We start from the raw sequence: 18356 nt of genomic DNA, 5'->3' as shown, positions 1-18356 counted from the left end.
GCACAACTTCATGTGCACAACTTTTCCATATTTTCCTTAACCTGATCTAAAAGTTTCTGGTGGCCAATTTTACTTGCGATATCGTATGCTTCTTGAAGAAGAACCCGGGCCTCCTTTCGGTCATTGTTCTTGATGTTGATATCTGCTATCTCCATCAATAACTGCCCCAGTCGGACCGGTGTATCGAGCTTACGTAAGATATCCATCGATATTCTGAACTCTGTCCGGGCTTCCGTCCAATCATTATTCCGAGTGCTGATATATCCACTATAGAACCGCAGCATGGAGGTCATTAAAGGATCGTTCAACTTCAATGAGATGGGTAGGCACCGTTGAACAAGATCCTCCGCATCGTCAAATTCACCCAGGGTGATCTTGCATCCGGTAAGGTTGGCCATGGCGTGACCAACGGTACTAAGGTCACCCAATATATTGGCCAGTTCCGTGGATCGTTCAAGGAACTCCATTCCCTCCTGATTTTTCCCTAGGGTGCAAAGGTCGTTACCGATGCTCATGCACGTCTTGGCCATCATGGTAATATCGCCCCGGCGTTCCAATACCATCAATGCCTCCTTCTTATAACGAACGGCCAAATCATAATCACATAAAGTGGAATGAGCACGACCCAGTCCGTAAAGTGCCTTGCCCAAGGCTAGGTCATCGGCCAATTCCAGGGCGATGTCCCTGGCCTTCATGAAATGTTCCATGGCCTCTGTATTATGTCCCCGCCGTTCTAGGAGTCCGCCCATGTCATATAATATATCGGCCTCGGTCGAGCGATCTCCATTTCGCATCGATATCTCGAGCCCATCCCCTAGGAAGACCTTGGCTTTGTCATAATCTGCCCGATTGAGGTAGATCACTCCAATTATACGATTGATCTCACTAAACACTCTGCCATCCCGATCTCCGGGTGCCGTTTTCCTAAGCGACTGTAAGACGTCAATCGCTCTGTCCCATTCTCCCTGCAGGTAAAGCACCTCACCCAGCAACAGGTTGATCTCCACCAGGTCCTTCTTCTCAGTGGTCCCCATGTCACGCGCCAAGCGTTCCAGGAGTGGGGCGAACTGGGTGGCGTAACCCTTGTTGATTATAGTGCGGCCGTCACCGGCGGCGATGGATGATGCGGTGGTCAGGTCCCCCGCCATGATGGAGTGATAAAGTCCCTCGACCCTCGCCGGGGCGGAGCTGTCCTCCAAGTAGTACCTTGCCGCTGCCCGATGATAGACCCGCCTCTGTCTGGGTGTTAATCTGGATAAGGAGAATTCACGTAATAGGTCGTGCATGCCGATCATGCGACCAACGGATTCGTAGATGATGGCCTTGGATAACAAGGTGTCAACCGCCTCATAGCTGACGGCGTAGTCCGCGCCCTCCATCTCCACCTTGTCCATACCCGCGGCCAGATGGATCTCTTCCTCCATGATGAAGAACGCGTCTATGAGCACCGGATAACGGAACACCGCAGCGATGCTCATGATCTTGCGCTCAGCGACGTCCAGGCGCGAAAAGACCTCCTGCTCGATGAAAATACGAATGTTCTTTCCCAAGGCCAGCTTGGGGTCGTCAATGAGCTCCAGAAAGAGAGGGTGACCGCTGGTGACACGAAATATCTCCTCGAAGGTGCTGTCGTTCAATCCGCGGGACCGCATCATCTTGGTGCTGCTCTCCCGGTCCAGACCATCCAGGTTGATCTCCTCCACCAAACCGCGGAAGATCATACCGCGGGAGTAGAACGAGGGAAGCTCTCTGGCGGTACAGACCGCCCTGGTGTGCTCTAGGACCTCCATTACACTGAGCAGCGCTCCCAGAAACTCCAGGACCGTGGGGTCGGCCTTGTGCACATCATCGAATATTAGCAGGGTGGAGACATCTTTCAGATCGGCCTCTAGGATGTGGGTGACCTCTCCTACCGAGGGTTTTTCCGTCTGGTTCAAGTACCATTCAAGGTTTTTCCGCCCCATCTGCGATAGGAACTCAGCCAAAGGGCGCAGCAACGCTTTCAAGTTGGCCCATTCATGTACCTTGTACCAGAATACATTGGTGTTTTCCTTCACCGTCTGAGCGAACTTGGCCAACAAGGTGGTCTTTCCGATTCCCGGGATGCCGTTGATGACCACGATGCGTTTGGTCTCCGAGGTCAGCAGATCGTTCAGAGACGCCAGTTCTTTCTCACGACCAAAGAAGTTTCTCACCGCCGGCTTCTTATCGGTAAAGTCGACGTATCGACGCTCCTCTCTCATTTTGTTCTCGTGGAACGTCCTGCAATCGATGCTCCCCTGACTAATGCCCACGATCAGCTCTAGGAGGTCATATCGCTTTGGCAGGTAATTCCCCAATCGTCCGATTTCGTCCTGGTGAGTCTCCCCCTGCAGATCTATGATATCCACTACGGTAGCTTCCACATCCTGCTTGATCTGCTTCCCTTCTTCCAGACCTTTTGGGGTCAGGAAATAGACCTTACGCACGCTGGGCAATCCCTTGACGTGGCGGGTGAATGATTCGATGTAACTATCATTATTCATCTCCGCCAGGACCTTGGCTACGTTGTTCCTGCCCACGTCGACGGCCTTGGCCACGCCTTCCTGGGTAACGGTCTTGGGAGAATCGGAATCCATGATGAACCGTTGTTGAAATAGCAGATGAAGAAAGACCCGTTCCTTGACGGTCAATAATGATCTGCTAGCCACACGATTCACATAACAAAAACCACGTTCTTCTATCAATAACCTTTCACACAGTGTTCAGGTGCAGATTCTCATTTAACTAAAGTAGCATGCTCAAATGCCCTTTAAATAGGGTAAAAACAAAGTCATAGAATAAGGAACGGAGGAATGATCTCATGGAAAATGTCATAAATGCCAATGTCTCGTTGTTGGTGGAGGGTTACCCTCGCAACGGTTTCCTAATGTTCTCTAAATACCTATCTGGTGACGACGGAGTGTGCATCACCCGCCTGCATCCCGAATACGTGGTTGAGAAATACGGTCTAGCCAATTCTAAATTTCACTGGTTGAGCGGCGTGAAGCACAAGGACGCCCTTTGCCCAAAGAACGTATCGAACCTGGTCAAGAAAGTGCGGGCCGAGGTCAAGGCGGGGCACAAGAAATTTTTCTTGGACGGACTCGAGTACCTATTACTGTGGAGCGATATGAACAAGATCGTCTCAGCACTGCAGGACATCGACCATGCGCTCGGGACGTCGAAAGGGAGCATGATCATATCCATAGATCCGCTGACCTTCGAGGAGAGGGACCTGAAGAGGTTATGGGAGGCGTTTCCCCAGATGGACACCTCACAGCTCAATGAAGGATCTCAGCAAAGCGACGCAACCGTGCCAGTTGACAAGGGTCAAATAGGCGCGGATCTACTGGTATCAAAAGGATTGACCGCGACGCCATAACGACATCGTTCAATTCCTCCAAAAAGATGTTCAACGAGCGAAAATCGGTGAACAGGGAAATGTATTCCAGGCCGTCCAAGACGGCCACTGCGTTCTTTCTTTCTTGAACGAAATTAGAAATTTCTTCCACGATCTGGTCCAATTGATCAGGTGATATCCTAGGGCTGTTGCCGCTTTCGCTAAGCCAAAGGGAATGAATTTCTTGTAATGGATATCGCCCCCGCAGCATATCCGGGTGCATTCGGCTGACACAGATGATGTCCTTACCGGCAGAAGCCATGCCATTTATCAATGAAAGCGTCTTGTCCAGACGTTCATTGATGATCATGTAGATGCGCCCGTGGTCCAAAGTGAACAGGCCGAAGTCTGAACGAACCTCGATGGAGTAGAATTTCAATCCATTTTCGACTTCAAGTTCGGCGCACAAGACACTTCCTCAATTTACTTCCCCGACCCACTAACAACGGTAATGGCGATATTTTATAAATAATTGTATTAGTGAAATCAAAGTCTTTCAGTGATAAAAATAAAAAATATGGGGGCTCACGCCCCCGGGTCGGATCTAAGAAGATCCCTATAGTTTGCCATTGAAATAGCTGTCGTACCCAGCCATATCTAGCAACCCATGTCCAGAGAGGTTGAAGACGATGACCTTCTCCTCATTGTTGCGCTTGGCCTCCAGGGCTAGGTCTATGGCCGCCCGGATGGCATGGGTGCTCTCCGGTGCTGGGATCACTCCTTCCGCCAAAGCGAACTGCACACCAGCAGAGAAAGTGTCCTTTTGTTCAACGCCCACTGCTTTGACCAATCCCAAGTTCTTCATCAGACTGACGGTGGGAGCCATTCCGTGATAGCGCAGACCGCCGGCGTGTATGGGGGAAGGCATGAACTCATGACCCATGGTGAACATCTTGAACAGAGGCGTCAATCCCGCGGTATCTCCGAAATCGTAACGATACTCTCCCTTGGTCAAGGAAGGAACTGAAACGGGCTCGGCGGCGATGAACTCAGTGTCTATCGTCCCTTTTATCTTCTGTGCCAACAGGGGGAAGGCAAATCCGGCAAAGTTACTGCCACCGCCAACACAGGCGACCATGTAGTCCGGAACGATCTCGGCGATCTTCATTTGCTCGATGAGCTCTTGTCCGATCACCGACTGATGTATCATGACGTGATTGGCCACGCTGCCAAGGCTGTACTTTGTATTGGGGGTGCTGACCGCCAGTTCAACGGCCTCGCTGATGGCGATGCCTAGACTTCCAGGGTTGGTAGGATCGCTCTTCAAGAGAGTGCGGCCGTAATTTGTCTCCGGGCTAGGGCTGGCGTAGACATCGGCGCCGTAGGTCTGCATGACGAAGCGGCGATAGGGCTTAGAGTCGTAGGAGACCCTCACCATGAAGACCTTACAGCTAAGATCGAACATAGAACATGCTAGGGCAAGGGAAGATCCCCATTGCCCGGCACCGGTCTCAGTGGTCAAGTGCTCTGTCCCTGCCACCATGTTAAAGTAGGCTTGTGGAACCGCGGTGTTGGGCTTATGGGAACCGCAGGGGCTGAGATCTTCCCGCTTGTAGTAGATCTTAGCTGGGGTCTTAAGCGCCTTTTCCAGTCGGACCGCCCGAACCAAGGGGGAGGGGCGGTTCAACATGATATAGGCCTCACGCACTTCTTCTGGAATGTCAATGTAGCGCTCGGTAGAATACTCCTGAGCGATGATGTTCTTGGGGAAGATGGCCTCCATCTCCTCTGGCTTCAGAGGTTGGTTGGTGCCCGGGTTCAGCGGCGGAGGGATCGGGACAGGGGAATCGGCAGCGATATTGTACCAGCGCTTCGGAATGTCATTAACGCCTAGGGTGATCCTGACATCATCTTTCATGAAATAGAGAAAAGGATAATGCAATATATAGCATTTATGGACTATGATGTACATAATAATACATTAATAGATCTCGTTACAACTTTTTAGAAGAAATTCAAAGACCGGCTATGCGATTCCTCGTAAAGCGTTCAACGATCAAGTTCATAAATTGATGAATGCACCCCAATTTCATCTCATAAGTGGGCGTTCACAATAAATTTAGAACCTTTATTGTGAAATATTCGAGCACGCCTCATATGTCATAGCAATGAAAAGAAATGTAATCACTGCACACCCACAGCCCCCTTCATATTTCCTAAACATGTCGGGGAGCTTCTCTTCGACCGACCGATCTAGGTCATTTATGTTGAGGTGAAAACCCGATGTCAGATGGGGCCAGGGAACGAAAGAAGATATGGGCTCTACTGCGATTGAGCCGCCCACAATTTCTATTACCAGGTCTGTTACTTTTCCTGCTTGGATCTCTTTTAGCGAGAGGGGACCCAACAGGACCGGATGCTGGCCGTTTCGCTCTGGGTTACTTGATATTTCTCCTCGCACAGATATCTCTTAGTTATTCCAACGATTACTTTGATCAAGAGGTCGACGCAGCGAACACCCCTTCGGTCCTTTCAGGCGGAAGCGGGGTTCTAAATAAAAATCCAGAATACGCCCGGGCCGCCCTTTGCATCTCCTGGTCGCTGATATGTCTTGCAATGGTGGCGGCATTCGCATTCCAAATCACATTCAATATGCCCTGGTACTTCCTTCCCTTCGTCCTGTTCGGTGCTCTGCTTGGCTATTTTTATGCCGCGCCACCTCTCCGTTTGAGCTATCGGGGACTAGGGGAGGTATCGACGGTGCTAGCCGCGGGGCTGGTCATGCCTGGCATGGGATACATGGTCGTCAATGGGGGGTTAGACCTCAAATTCATGATCACCTGCCTACCGCTTTTTGGTTTCGTGGGATTTTTCATACTGAGCGTTGAGATGCCCGACCTAAAGGGTGACCAGGCCGGGGGTAAAGTGAATCTGATGGTCCGTATGGGTCTGAGGAGAGGGGCGGCGATATCATTCATCTGCGTATCGCTCAGTACTCTTATCTGGTCGATCCTCACCTTGCTCGGTGAGTACTGGGAGCTGGAACTGTCAACGCTAATGATGGTCTGTGCGATACCGATCGCTGCTAGCTTTACCGGTCTGTTCCTGAAAACCTACGACCGAAGGAAGGTCATTCGACAGGTGAAATTGAACGTCGGTTCCCTGGTAATTTTATTAGTTTTGGTAAACCTGTTCATGCTCTTACGTTGAACTGAAGGATCCCCTGGACAACGATTATATATCATATTCCGAAGTATCATAAACATCTTGGGGGAGTAAATTGTCCATAATTCGTTGCCAGGATATCATTAAGACCTATGTTACTGGGGATATCCGAGTGGAGGCTCTGAAAGGCATCACCATGGAGATCAAGAAGGGGGAGATGGTGGCGGTCATGGGACCTTCCGGATGCGGAAAGACCACCTTGCTCAACTGCCTGTCCGGTATCGATGATGTGAGTTCCGGCCAGGTTCTGATCGAGGGGGTGGAACTGACCAAGATGGACGATAACGAAAAAACCCGTTTTCGAGCCCGAAGGATGGGATTCATCTTTCAATTCTATAATCTGTTGCCAGTACTGTCCGCCCAGGAGAACGTGGAGCTCCCATTGCTCATTTCAGGGGAGAGCCCGTCCATAGCCAGAGAGAAGGCCCTGAAACTACTGGAGACAGTGGGTCTTAAGGACCGGGCCCCACTCCGTCCGGCCTCCCTATCAGGGGGCGAAAGGCAGAGGGTCACGATCGCCCGGGCGCTGGTAAACACACCCGCACTTGTATGGGCGGACGAACCGACCGGAGATCTGGACAAGAAGACCGCCGATGAGGTCGTGGCGCTAATGAGGCGACTCAATCAGGAGAACCAACAGACCTTCGTCATCGTTACCCACGATCCCGAGGTCGGCATGAAGTGCGATCGCATCATCCACATGAGGGACGGGGAGATCGTGGACGATGACGGCAAGGTCAGTACCGTTTGCCAGGATATAATCGACAGGGGTTGACCCGTTGTCCAAGTGGTTCGTTATCATCAAAATGACCTTGGTGGCAATAATACTATTAGCCCCCTGGCTGTTTTTTGATACGGCTCTCTCCCTGATATTGAACATAATGCTCATCATTCTGATCGTGCTCATGGACGCCCGTCATAATCTGGTGGTCTTCACCATGGCCCTTCGTTACGCCATCAGGAGGCCGACCACGACCGCCTTGGTGGTCGGAGGATTGATGGTGGGTACGGCGATCATTTCCGCATCCTTCGCGGTCAGTGACACCCTGGACAATCTCATAGTGAATCAGGTCACCGAGGGGCTCGGTGAGGTCGATTTTGTGGTTGCTTCGCCCTTCGCCACTAATTACGTCTACCTGAATGATACCGAACTCCAGGCGATCTTATCCGATCTCGGTTCCACGGATTGGATCGAACACGTGGCGCAAGCTAGTCTGGAGAACGCGGTGGTGATCGATCAAAGGACCGGCCTGTCTTCGCTCAACAACGTCGCCCTGGGGGTGGAAGGGGACATGGTGGCCAATTTCGGCGGTTTCACCATAGCTGATGAGGGACCCATAACCACAGCCCCCTTGCCCGGAGGTGTGTTCCTGCCACAGAGCGCCGCCTTGGAACTGGATGCGGCGGTCGGGGACCAGCTACTGCTGGTCCGAGGGACCAACGTTCTACCGTTGACCTTGGAAAGGATCGTGACCTCTGATGGTCTGGGTGGTTATCAGCTCAGTTCTGGACAGTTCCAATCCGCCCCTAGCATATTCGTAGAACGTTCGACGCTGCAATCCTGGACCGGGAACGAAGGGAGGAACAATCTTATCTTCGTAACATTGCTCAGCGAGGGCAAAGCACATGTTTCGGACGCCCGCCAACAGATCCAGGCGGTTTTGGATGACCGATCGGACCTCGGGCTGGAGATCGTCCAGGACCAACAGGAGACCTTGGAGGACGGTCGTGACGCCCTAACATCGTTCACCTCCCTGTTCTTCGTGTTCGGCTCTTTCTCGGTCATTGCCGGGGCGGCCTTGGTTCTCAATATATTCACGATGTTGGGGGAAGAGCGCAAATCGGAAATGGGCATCACCAGGGCAGTTGGGATGCTGAGGTCCACCATGGGGAGGCTCTTCATATATGAAGGGGTCATCTATGGGGCGGTGGCCGCCGGAATAGGCACTCTGCTGGGAGTGGTTCTGGCATACATAATCATCCTTTCGGTTTCAGGCGTTTTCGGTTTTTCCGGGCTCTCGATCGCAGACTATTTCACCTTCACGCCCTCCGGGATGGCCTATTCTTACCTTATGGGGTTCCTGATCACCATAACCACGGTATACGTGGCTACGGGGCGCATCTCAAAGATGAACATCGTGAGAGCGATAAAGAACATACCAGAGCCTCCTGTACCGATCAAGGACCGCAGGTCCTTTCTCATAGGCGTCTCCATGGTGATGGCCGGGTTCCTGTTGACCGCTTTAGGAGTGGTCCTGGAAAATCTAGGGGCGGCCTACAGCGGACTCTCTTTGATCACCCTTTCGTTGGGACTCCTGATAAGACGGTTCGTAGGAGACCGACTGGCCTGGAACGCCGCGGCCCTGATGACACTGGGTCTCTGGTTGGGCATGGCGATCGGATTCAAGATATTCCCATTCGATGAAGAAATAGAGATGTTGGTGGTGGCGGGCCTCTTCATGTTGGTCTCTCTGCTCCTGCTCGTGATGTTCAACTCAGACGCCATCATTCGCTTCTTTACCACTGTAATAAGGGCCAAGTCCTCCTATAGGGCGGTGGTCCGCACGGCCATATCCTATCCTTTGAAGGCCAAGGTGCGGACGGGATTGAGCATATTCATCTTCGGCCTCGTGATATTCACGGTCACCATCCTGACCATGATCTCCGGGGTACTGGACTACAACATCCCGATCATGGTGGAGGAGACCTCCGGGGGCTTCGACACCGTCGCCTTCACATTGGACCCCCGTACGGTATTGGACCAGGACCCATGGGATAGGATCAACGCCAGCGACGGTTTCCTGCAGAAAGGTAACGTGAGCAACATCGTGGCCCTACCTACGGTAGGGATAAGGATCAATGGGACACGCGAGATCGCTGGAGGGGAGGAAACATATCAGTTCGATACGATAGGATTGGGAGTGGACCGGCGGTTCTATACCGAGGGTTACTACCCTCTCGATAAATGGGACCTATCCAGATTCGCAAGCGAAGAAGAAGTATGGGAAGGATTGTTGAACAACGGTTCCTTGGCGATCATAGACGGCGGAATGGCGTCGAACATGAACCAGTTCACATCCTTCTCCGACAATCCCGGTCTGGTGGTGGGTGATTCGTTCCGAGTGATAGCCTTCGATGGTACGATCACCAACATCACCGTGGTGGGAGTGATGAAACAGAGCACCCTAGCAGGTCTGTTCGTCAATGAAAGCACCGCCTACGGCAGCTTCAAGGCCCAGGGATTGAACCGGCTGCTCATCAGTTACACACCCGGTCTGGACGCCAAGGAGCAATCCGTATTGCTGGAGAAGGACTTCTTGGATGTGGGCATGAGCACCATATCGGTCAAGGCATTGGCCGAGGAGATCACTTCCAGCATCGACTCCATCTTCACTCTGTTCCGAGCCTTCCTGGCAATGGGCCTGATCATCGGCATTGCCGGGCTGGGAATAATCACCATCCGGTCCATCCACGAGAGGAGGCTGGAGATCGGGATGATGAGGGCGATCGGTTTCACCAAACGCATGGTGGTGGTCAACTTCGCCTTGGAATCGGCGTTCATATCATTGCTAGGGATCGTTGCCGGTACATCGCTAGGGATCGTGGTAGGATATCAGCTCTGGAATGTAGCATTGCAGTCCCAGGACTTCGTCTTCGTCATCGATTGGCAGTCGATAATAATCGTGGGCGTTCTGGCATTCCTGGCCACGATGCTGAGCGTTCTGCCAGCGGCTAGAGGTGCCAGCAAGGTCTCTCCGGCCGAGGTCCTGAGATTTGAATGACGAGACATCGATATCGCATCGGTGGACCAGATAAAAAAATAGTTATGGGCGCATTGGCTTTCCCCAAGGGGAATTGCGAATGAGATACGGAGCGACAACCAAGCTGAGCCCGGAAAGGGCTTTAGAAAAGGCCAAGGAGTATTTCGGAAGAATGGAGATAGCTGTGGAGGAGGAATCCCCTCAGCACTTGCTGTTCAAGAGCGACTCCGGCTACGTCCAGGTGACAGTGACCCAGGAACAGGGTACTGAATTGGACATCGAAACGAACGGCTTCGATTCACAGGTCAAACAATTCCTGCAACGGGTCGGCTGATCAACAATCGTGGCAGTCGTTCTCCTTCATCTTGCTCCGGTCTCGCAGTAAGCGCTTCTCCATCTCTTCGCCAGAGAGCGCTCCTTCCTCTGTTATGACCGAATGAAACAGTGAAAGGGGAGCGATCTCGAAGATCGATTCACGGTAACTTAATCCCTCGGAGCTCTTAACCGAGGCCATGGGATCCATGTCCAACACCGGGATGAGCTTGGACGTGGAACATAATGTCACCATGTTAACACCCTGATCCTTCGCGACCATCGCCAGCAGTCGTGTGCCGACCTTGTTGACCACACCTTCCGGACTGATCGCGTCAGCCCCTACCAGTACCAGGTCGGCCGCGGCTACCTCCGAGGCGATCATGGAATCTCGGAACAACGATACCTTGACCCCTTTCTCCAGAAGCCTGCGGTAGGTGATAGTTCCCTCTCCTAAGGGCAATGATTCGGCCACCGAGACCTCCACTTCCTTGGGTAGGGCCAAGATCGCTGCCATTACCGTACTGGAATAGGAGATCGTCACAATTTTCTTCGGCCGATGCTCATGGATAAAGGTCATGGCTATGGTTTCGGCGGCCTGGCCCTCCCTTTCCACCAGATCGGTCAGGAAACCTTTGATGAACCCGTTCAACTGCTCCTCCGGTATGCTGGCATTGAGCAACACTTGTAACGAACCGGCCACGTTCTGTATCGGGGCCATGGACCTCTTGACCTTGGTTAGTCCGGTGGCGAAATCCTGCCATTCTCGGGACGAGGGCTTCTGCGAGACCACCTTCATCAGTTCACGCAATAGTTCTGAATAGATCTCCGAAGAACCTGAGATGTTGTCGTCGGATACCGTGGTGAGAATAACGTTCAAAGCGGACATGATATGGCCAATGGTCTCTCATGGTCAATAGGGTTTCGAAAAAAAGAGGGATCGGGCGGAAGGACCGCCTTCGACCTCAGGTGCAGACCACTTTGTCAGAAATTCGTTCCAGTGCGCCCACATATTCCGGATAATATTCCTTGGGGTCCAGACTGATCACGAATTCCGCATTTCCCAATGTTCCCTTGGCCCTCTTTATCGAATTGATGACCGGGCGTATGCCGTTCCACATGTAGAGGACATCTAGGCCGTTCAGCACGACGATGGAATCGTCGTTGTCTTTCAGGAAATCCACGATGCTCTGCTCGAAGCGCTGCAGGTTCATCGGAGGAATGCAATCGTCCTCGGTACGGGGTGAAAGCCACAGGGCGGTCATGTTATCCTTGACCGGTTGGAATTGCATCTCAAGCTGCCTGGGTGAGTGCTTGGATATGTATAGCGCCTTCCGTCCCTTCTTCAACTCTCGGCGCAGCATCTCATGGGTGCGCAGAGGCACCCTCTCCTTGATAATTACTAACTTTCCTTCTTTACTGTTCATTTTCCCCCTCGAACTGACCAAGGGGTGTGAGTTACTCTATCTGCGCTGTGCAGGGAGCGTGAAAGCATAATAAAGGCCGCTGGAAAAGCGGGCCATGTGTCAGGTGAGGGTAGTAGGCCCCCTTCTGTTTCAGGCAACATTCAACTATGCGCCCTACCCGCCGGTCCTGAGCTGTCATTCCGGCTGTTTGGGCTTGCTCCGGTGGGGGGTCGCCGTTTCACCAGATCCTCGGGGAACGTCCTCGCCAAGCGATTCATCCTACCCCGGGGCTGTGTCGTTTCTGTGCCCTTGCCTTGGCTCTCGCCAAACCACTTTCGCGGTCCACCTTTCTCATGGAGGAGGGACCTTCCTCAGCTGGGCCCGAAGGCCCTACCGTCAGTCGCCCTCCCTCTCCCGACGTTCCAACTTATGGGATTCCCATATATAAATGAGAGGAAAGGGGCATGAGTGTAGGAAGTGAAAAGGTTCTGGCCAGACAGGTAAGCGAATCTCAAATGGTCTTCTGGGAGATGACCCCATATGCAAAGCTTAATAACGGTCTCCCCCATTCCCAAAAAAGCCATGCGGGGATAGCCAAGCTTGGTCAACGGCGCTAGATTGAGGGTCTAGTCCTTAGTGGTCCAAGGGTTCAAATCCCTTTCCCCGCACCACATATCCATTTTTGAATGATATGCGAATTATTCCCGATATGAAATCAGCTTTCAATATCTCCTCTTTTTTTAATATCTAAGGCAACTCAATCGTTTAAGATGGTCACGATATTATAATACTGAACAATGATGATAAAAACAACTTTCCCATCTGATAACTCCTTGTCCAAAGGTAGTAATGGGTAATATTCAAAGTGCATCGTAACAATAACACTGTCAACACTGAAATCGATTGAATATTTTTTGGAGGTCGCATTCCAAGCAATGTATCCGCGATCCGTTCCGTTACCGAGGCCGATGATGGTGGTGCAATTATCGGCTAAATCATGATGGATCCCATTGGAATATTCAGATTGACAAAGTGACATCGAGTTGAACGCGTAGATATGGACATACCCCGAGAATTCGTTCCCGCTTATTAAATACCAATAATCTGAGGTCGAATTACTGAAATATTTAGGGGCCCCAGCCGATCCTTCACCGACGTGCCCGCCAATCTCATTAATGTCTGAAGACGCCAAGGCCATTCGTTCTGCAAGGGTCTTTTCGGGGCTCATTCCTGCTATGAAGATAGCGGCACTTAAAACGATGATGATGGTTATCAAACAACCCAAGATGACCAATAATCTCTTCTTCCCCAATGGATCCCTGAAATCAATTAATCACTTAAATATATGTTAATTTGGAATCGTGTACGAACATCGATCAGCGTTTCTTGAATATGTTTCAACAAGACTTGAATTAGTGAGTCCCGAGCAGCGTATTAATAGTGATCTGGCTATTATCTAATATGTGTGTGCGAAGATTGAGGGTCTAGTCCTTAGTGGTCCAAGGGTTCAAATCCCTTTCCCCGCATCATTATACATATCCAGTCACCTCATTTTTTAAATTATTTTTGGTTTTTTACACGGGGGTGCTCTTACCACGCATCTAAATGTTCTGAGCTACCTTTTTATGATCTGATAATGTAAAATTATTGATAAAGTATCATTAACCATGAAATAATCGATGGATCGTCTTTTAAGAAGTTACTTCGACCTATTCCAGTATTCCTCGTCCCATTTCTGATGTTCCATCTTCATTACTACAGCGTCATTCTCTTTTTCCTTGTTTTTGTAAAATAGCAGCATAAATGGATTCATCAAAGCAGCAGCAACCCATTCCCCACAAGAACCTTCAAGACTCCATCCTGAGCTGGAGAATGTGACCAAGGCAAGCATGCTTATGAGGCATAGGGCCACCATCACCAGTATAGCAATGCCATAATATCCCGTGTTTGAAGTGGAGAAGATCATCTGCTGCGTGAACAAATAAATTCCCACGATGGAAATGACGAGCACGATGCCCGAGATCACTTCCTTGATCTTTCTCCTCATTCACTCACTGATTTAGAGTAATTTTCTGACTATTTACGCATTACTGAGCGCGTTCACGATCGAAGCGATTGCGGTCCCTTGAAAAAATATGTGTTTGAAAATTAGATGGAGACCTCAGATATCTCTCTATCGGATCTTTACAATTTTATCGAGCAAATTATTATCATCCTTGGTGATATTTATCATCGGTGAATGACGCGGTTGGGGTCAAGAGGTCGAGGAAAGATACCATCAACGCGTACATGGATCTGACCAGACTGCAGTTCGGGTTCGCTTGGCCGCTATTGTTCTGTTCTGGATTGTTCCTTGCCTTTGCCTACCATGGTGGTTTTGACTGGATCCTGGTGATCAAGGCGATACTGATCGGTTTCTTCGGATTCGAGGCAGGGCTGGTCCTAAACGATTATGTCGATAGGGACCTGGACAAGAAGGACGTTGAGAACAGCCTAACCAATTATTGGAGAATGTTCAAGGAACGCCCGATCTCAACCGGTTTGATCTCTGGAAGACAGGCGTTGACATTGTTCTTCATTTTGGTCGCTCTCTCAATAATCATCATTCTGACGCTTCCAGCCCCCCATTCGATCTATCTGCTGATCATTGCAGCCTATGGCTACGGTGTGGAGTGTTTCTACCAAATTCACAAACGAAAGCAAAACTATCCCATCGCCCAATTGCTGGGTCGTACGGATTTTACGCTTTTTCCGGTGGCAGGCTACCTCATCGTAGGTCATCCAGATGCGATTGTTCTGCTGTACTTCCTATTCTTTTATCCGTTCGCAGAGGCGCATCTTGGCGCGAACGATCTGATCGATATCCTAAATGATAAGGCGCGAGGGATGAGGTCGGTGACCGTCCTATATGGCATTCCACGGACCGGTCATTGGATCCTTTTCTTCACATGCGTCCATCTTGTGACCGCAGTGATTTTCGCAGCCTATCTGGGATGGTATGTCCTTTTCGGGTTTGCGATCGGGTTCATGCTACTATTGATGGCGAACCGTACCATACTAAAATATCAAACCCCAAAGGCAACATTAAGAGTACTTCCATTTTTCCATGTGACCATGATCATCTATTCGCTCTCGCTCATAATCGTAGCATCCCTCGATATTCTCTTTGGATTTGGAATGTGGCCCTGATGTTTTCATATGCAGTATTCTCATATATTCCGGATCATAGACCGATGCTCGATCGGCACTCGTCATACGATATTACTGGACCCTTCAGCATCTAATGTTTTTTACGATCGATCAAAGCTTTGCCCCACTCCTCCGATCGGATAATGTTAGATCAGGTCATCAAGAACTTCCGCGGGCCGGTCGAGGATAAAAAAAGCCGGAACGCGCGGTAGCACGTCCGGTAGGACGCATTGTCTCTTCAGTCTGACATCATTAGTTCTGCAGGCGCTGTCCCGCCAGTATCAGGGCCTCATTGAGCTCCTTGGTTAATTGGCAGTTCTGATTGCACTTCTCTTTGCAGTTACAGTATACCGGTACCTTCTCCTGCATCCACATCCCCAGGGTACCTAGGGCGATCAACTGTTCCTTGCTGGCGTTCTGTACGAAATCCTTGAATTCCATGTTTTTCACCTTGGTTGAGCAAAGCAGGAATAATACATTAATATTATGAAATAACATATCTCTATACTAAATGAGCAGTGAAACGGAGTTGGTTCGGTCCATCGAGGAGCTCAAGGCGGAGATCAGCGGGTTGGGGAATGCGGTGTTAGGCGTCCGTTACGAGGACTTCAAGAAGGTGGTCCTGGCCCAGATCCAATACGTCATCACAGATTACTATCACCAGTTCTTGACATCCAATCTGGACCGCATCGATCGCGTCTCCACGTGTCCCAACCGCAAGGATTGCCGTGACGAGCTCAACGGGATCTTCCAAGGCATTTCGATCAGTCTCCTCAAAGATGACTTTGATACACCGATGCAGGAGCTAGAGAGGGCCGAATCAATGATCGCCGGTCTGCATTCACCATGTCAAAACAAGGATTGCCACCGCTTACAGCTGGGGATGGTGCGGGACGTGAGAGCGTTGATCACCTTCGTGCAAAAGATGTTCGATAGGGTGAACGCCCCCTCCCCGGACGGCCGTTCAGTGATCGAAGAGCATCTTAAGGACCTGGACGGTGCCTCGAAAATGATGGCTCCGCTCTCCCATTCTACGCGTCTGCGTATCCTGCAGGTACTAAGTGTACGGGACCGCGCCTTCACAGACCTCAGCAGGGACCTGGAAATGAGGACGGGGCATCTGCAGTTCCACATTCGGCCACTGTTGGACGAGGGTTATGTCAGCAAGGTCAAGAACCGTGGCGATTATGCGATAACGCCGCGTGGAAGGGCGGCATTGGACATGGTCAGCCTGTTCTCTCTAAGGCTCGGTCTGTGACAGCGATCAGGATCGACCTTTCCTCTTCTTGCTAAACCTCCAATACCATACAGCTGCTACGGCAACGATCAAAGCTCCGACCGTATGAAACCCCCATCCTTATGCTGTAATTGTAGGGTGCCATCACCGAAAAAACACACCTTCGGCGAAATACGATGCGGCACCGTCTCACAAAACCTCACGATACCTGGCATAGTGATCTCTCGTTGTTATGGAAGGTATGATGGCAAAGATTAATTTCGGCCCGACCATACAGTTGTTCGATGCAAATGACGCCCAATGACAGTAGTGCATATTCCGTTCTCATGGAACGTTCCAAGGAGATGTTCGTCCTGGGCTCCGCCACTGACGTTCTCTATTGGGACATGGAGACTAAGATGCCCCCGCGGGCCTTGGCCATGCGCGGCGAGCAACTATCCGCGATGGAGCTTCTCATTCACAAGAAGCTCACCGACCCTGAGATACCCCGATTGTTGGAACAGTGCGAGAAGGACCAAGGGTCGTTCGATGTGCTGCAGAAGAGGAACGTGCATCTGTTCCGCAAGAGCTACAACGAGAGCGCCAAGCTCCCAGATTCATTGGTCACCGAGACGGCCAAGCACCGTACTCAATGCAACGGTTCTTGGAAGAAGGCTAAGGCGGCCAAGGACTTCAAGATGTTCCGGGACGACCTGGCAAAGATGATCGAGCTGCGGGAGCAGGCCGCGGACATATTGATGCAGGTGAAAGGGACGAAGACCCCTTACGATGCATTGCTGGACCAGTTCGAACCTAATATGACCGCGGAACGTATAAACGAGATATTCGCCGGATTGCGCGACGGACTGATCAAGCTCATCGACAAGGTGCAAGGGGCAGATTTCAAACCGGACCTGTCCATCATGTCGCTCAAGGTGCCCATCGAAGTGCAGAGGAAGATATCGATCGATGCCATGAACTTCATCGGGTACGATACCATGAGCGAGAAGGCTGGCGGCCGACTCGATGAGACCGAGCACCCATTCACCGTCGGCACCTACGACGACGTGCGGATCACCACGCATTATTACGAGGACAGGTTCTTCTCCAGCTTGTTCAGTGTGATGCACGAGGGCGGTCACGCTCTGTACGATCAGGGGATTCCCAGGGAATGGATGTTCCAGCCCATAGGTACTCCCTGCTCCTACGGTATACACGAGTCGCAGAGCCGCTTCGTCGAGAACATCGTCGGACGCAGCCCGGAGTTCCTGAACTATGCCCTGCCGCGCTTCCGTAAGTTCTCATCAAGATCGTTCAAGGGATCGAAGAACAAGGACATAATCGCCGCGGCGAACGCAGTGAACCCATCCAAGATCAGGGTGGAGGCGGACGAGGTAACGTACGCATTGCACGTCATCATCCGTTTCGAGATCGAGAAGGACATATTCGCGCACAAGCTGACGGTAGACGAACTGCCGCAGGCATGGAACCAGAAATACGCCGATTATCTAGGCGTGAAGATCGAGAACGATGGAGAGGGCGTGCTGCAGGACACCCACTGGTCCGGCGGCAGTTTCGGTTATTTCCCTTCCTACGCGCTAGGCAACATCTACTCCGGTATGTTCCTCGACAAGATGAACAAGGACGTTCCGCAGTGGAAGAAAGGTCTGCGCAAGGGCGAGTTCTCCCCGGTGCTGCAATGGCTGGGGAAGAACGTCCACTCCAAGGGCGACCTGTACGACCCGGCAGATCTGATCAGGGAAGTGACGGGGAAGGAGCTGACCATTTCTCCTTTCCTAAAGTACCTGGAAGAGAAGATGAGCAAGATCTACGGGTTCTGAGGGTTTGGGGGTGCCCCACCCTAATTTTTTTATGATCGAGGGAAT

At 51.2% G+C, this 18356-nt stretch carries 15 protein-coding genes, 1 tRNA gene and 1 other RNA gene; 9 read left to right on the top strand and 8 right to left on the bottom strand.

The genetic code is table 11. From position 1 onward, the window contains the following. Positions 1 to 8: 8 nt before the first annotated feature. The gene (locus tag VMW85_00595) at positions 9 to 2618 is read right to left on the bottom strand and encodes a tetratricopeptide repeat protein (protein HUT26532.1); all 2610 of its coding nucleotides are present in this window, start codon (positions 2616 to 2618) and stop codon (positions 9 to 11) included. A gap of 224 nt (positions 2619 to 2842) precedes the next feature. Between VMW85_00595 and VMW85_00590 the strand changes: the two genes are divergently transcribed. Then, positions 2843 to 3403: a DUF835 domain-containing protein gene (locus VMW85_00590; GenBank protein ID HUT26531.1), complete on the top strand. Its 561-nt coding sequence runs from the start codon at positions 2843 to 2845 to the stop codon at positions 3401 to 3403. Between the two features lie 574 nt (positions 3404 to 3977). Here VMW85_00590 and VMW85_00585 read toward each other — a convergent pair. Further along, positions 3978 to 5279, bottom strand: coding sequence for a TrpB-like pyridoxal phosphate-dependent enzyme (locus VMW85_00585; GenBank protein ID HUT26530.1), 1302 nt, complete (start codon positions 5277 to 5279; stop codon positions 3978 to 3980). A gap of 365 nt (positions 5280 to 5644) precedes the next feature. On the opposite strand from VMW85_00585, the gene VMW85_00580 reads away from it, so the two are divergent. The 4 genes from VMW85_00580 to VMW85_00565 all read left to right on the top strand — a co-directional run bounded on the left by VMW85_00580 (position 5645) and on the right by VMW85_00565 (position 10681). Continuing rightward, entirely contained in the window at positions 5645 to 6571 is a 927-nt protein-coding gene (locus VMW85_00580; protein ID HUT26529.1) for a prenyltransferase, read from the top strand. Between the two features lie 70 nt (positions 6572 to 6641). Continuing rightward, a complete protein-coding gene (locus tag VMW85_00575) occupies positions 6642 to 7361 on the top strand; it encodes an ABC transporter ATP-binding protein (protein HUT26528.1) in 720 nt (239 codons plus the stop codon). A gap of 4 nt (positions 7362 to 7365) precedes the next feature. Then, positions 7366 to 10368, top strand: coding sequence for an FtsX-like permease family protein (locus tag VMW85_00570; GenBank protein ID HUT26527.1), 3003 nt, complete (start codon positions 7366 to 7368; stop codon positions 10366 to 10368). Between the two features lie 79 nt (positions 10369 to 10447). Beyond that, positions 10448 to 10681, top strand: coding sequence for a hypothetical protein (locus tag VMW85_00565; GenBank protein ID HUT26526.1), 234 nt, complete (start codon positions 10448 to 10450; stop codon positions 10679 to 10681). On the opposite strand, the gene VMW85_00560 is transcribed toward VMW85_00565, so the two are convergent. The 3 genes from VMW85_00560 to rnpB all read right to left on the bottom strand — a co-directional run bounded on the left by VMW85_00560 (position 10682) and on the right by rnpB (position 12481). Further along, positions 10682 to 11548, bottom strand: a complete 867-nt coding sequence (locus VMW85_00560; GenBank protein ID HUT26525.1) for a hypothetical protein — start codon at positions 11546 to 11548, stop codon at positions 10682 to 10684. It lies immediately after the preceding gene. A gap of 76 nt (positions 11549 to 11624) precedes the next feature. Then, positions 11625 to 12086 carry a DUF835 domain-containing protein gene (locus tag VMW85_00555; protein HUT26524.1) on the bottom strand — a complete coding sequence of 154 codons (462 nt, stop codon included), beginning with the start codon at positions 12084 to 12086 and terminating at the stop codon, positions 11625 to 11627. A gap of 101 nt (positions 12087 to 12187) precedes the next feature. After that, positions 12188 to 12481, bottom strand: an RNA gene (gene rnpB, locus VMW85_00550) — RNase P RNA component. A 168-nt stretch (positions 12482 to 12649) separates the two neighbouring features. Between rnpB and VMW85_00545 the strand changes: the two genes are divergently transcribed. Next, positions 12650 to 12736: transfer RNA gene (locus VMW85_00545), tRNA-Leu, on the top strand. Positions 12737 to 12822: 86 nt separating this feature from the next. Here the strand turns inward: VMW85_00545 and VMW85_00540 are convergent. Together VMW85_00540 and VMW85_00535 are read right to left on the bottom strand one after the other, a co-directional pair. Continuing rightward, entirely contained in the window at positions 12823 to 13377 is a 555-nt protein-coding gene (locus VMW85_00540) for a hypothetical protein (protein HUT26523.1), read from the bottom strand. A gap of 387 nt (positions 13378 to 13764) precedes the next feature. Then, positions 13765 to 14112, bottom strand: coding sequence for a hypothetical protein (locus VMW85_00535; protein HUT26522.1), 348 nt, complete (start codon positions 14110 to 14112; stop codon positions 13765 to 13767). A 188-nt stretch (positions 14113 to 14300) separates the two neighbouring features. On the opposite strand from VMW85_00535, the gene VMW85_00530 reads away from it, so the two are divergent. Further along, positions 14301 to 15254 carry a UbiA family prenyltransferase gene (locus tag VMW85_00530; GenBank protein ID HUT26521.1) on the top strand — a complete coding sequence of 318 codons (954 nt, stop codon included), beginning with the start codon at positions 14301 to 14303 and terminating at the stop codon, positions 15252 to 15254. 252 nt (positions 15255 to 15506) lie between these two features. Here the strand turns inward: VMW85_00530 and VMW85_00525 are convergent, their stop codons facing one another. Continuing rightward, positions 15507 to 15695 (bottom strand): hypothetical protein, encoded by a 189-nt coding sequence (locus VMW85_00525; protein HUT26520.1) that lies wholly within the window; start codon positions 15693 to 15695, stop codon positions 15507 to 15509. Between the two features lie 70 nt (positions 15696 to 15765). Between VMW85_00525 and VMW85_00520 the strand changes: the two genes are divergently transcribed. Further along, positions 15766 to 16512, top strand: coding sequence for a winged helix-turn-helix domain-containing protein (locus VMW85_00520; GenBank protein ID HUT26519.1), 747 nt, complete (start codon positions 15766 to 15768; stop codon positions 16510 to 16512). Positions 16513 to 16781: 269 nt separating this feature from the next. Beyond that, complete coding sequence (locus tag VMW85_00515; protein HUT26518.1) at positions 16782 to 18311, top strand: carboxypeptidase M32; 1530 nt, start codon at positions 16782 to 16784, stop codon at positions 18309 to 18311. Positions 18312 to 18356: the final 45 nt, after the last annotated feature.

The organism is Methanomassiliicoccales archaeon, from assembly GCA_035527755.1.
Taxonomy (GTDB): domain Archaea; phylum Thermoplasmatota; class Thermoplasmata; order Methanomassiliicoccales; family UBA472; genus UBA472.
This window is presented reverse-complemented; position numbering and strand designations above follow the sequence as displayed.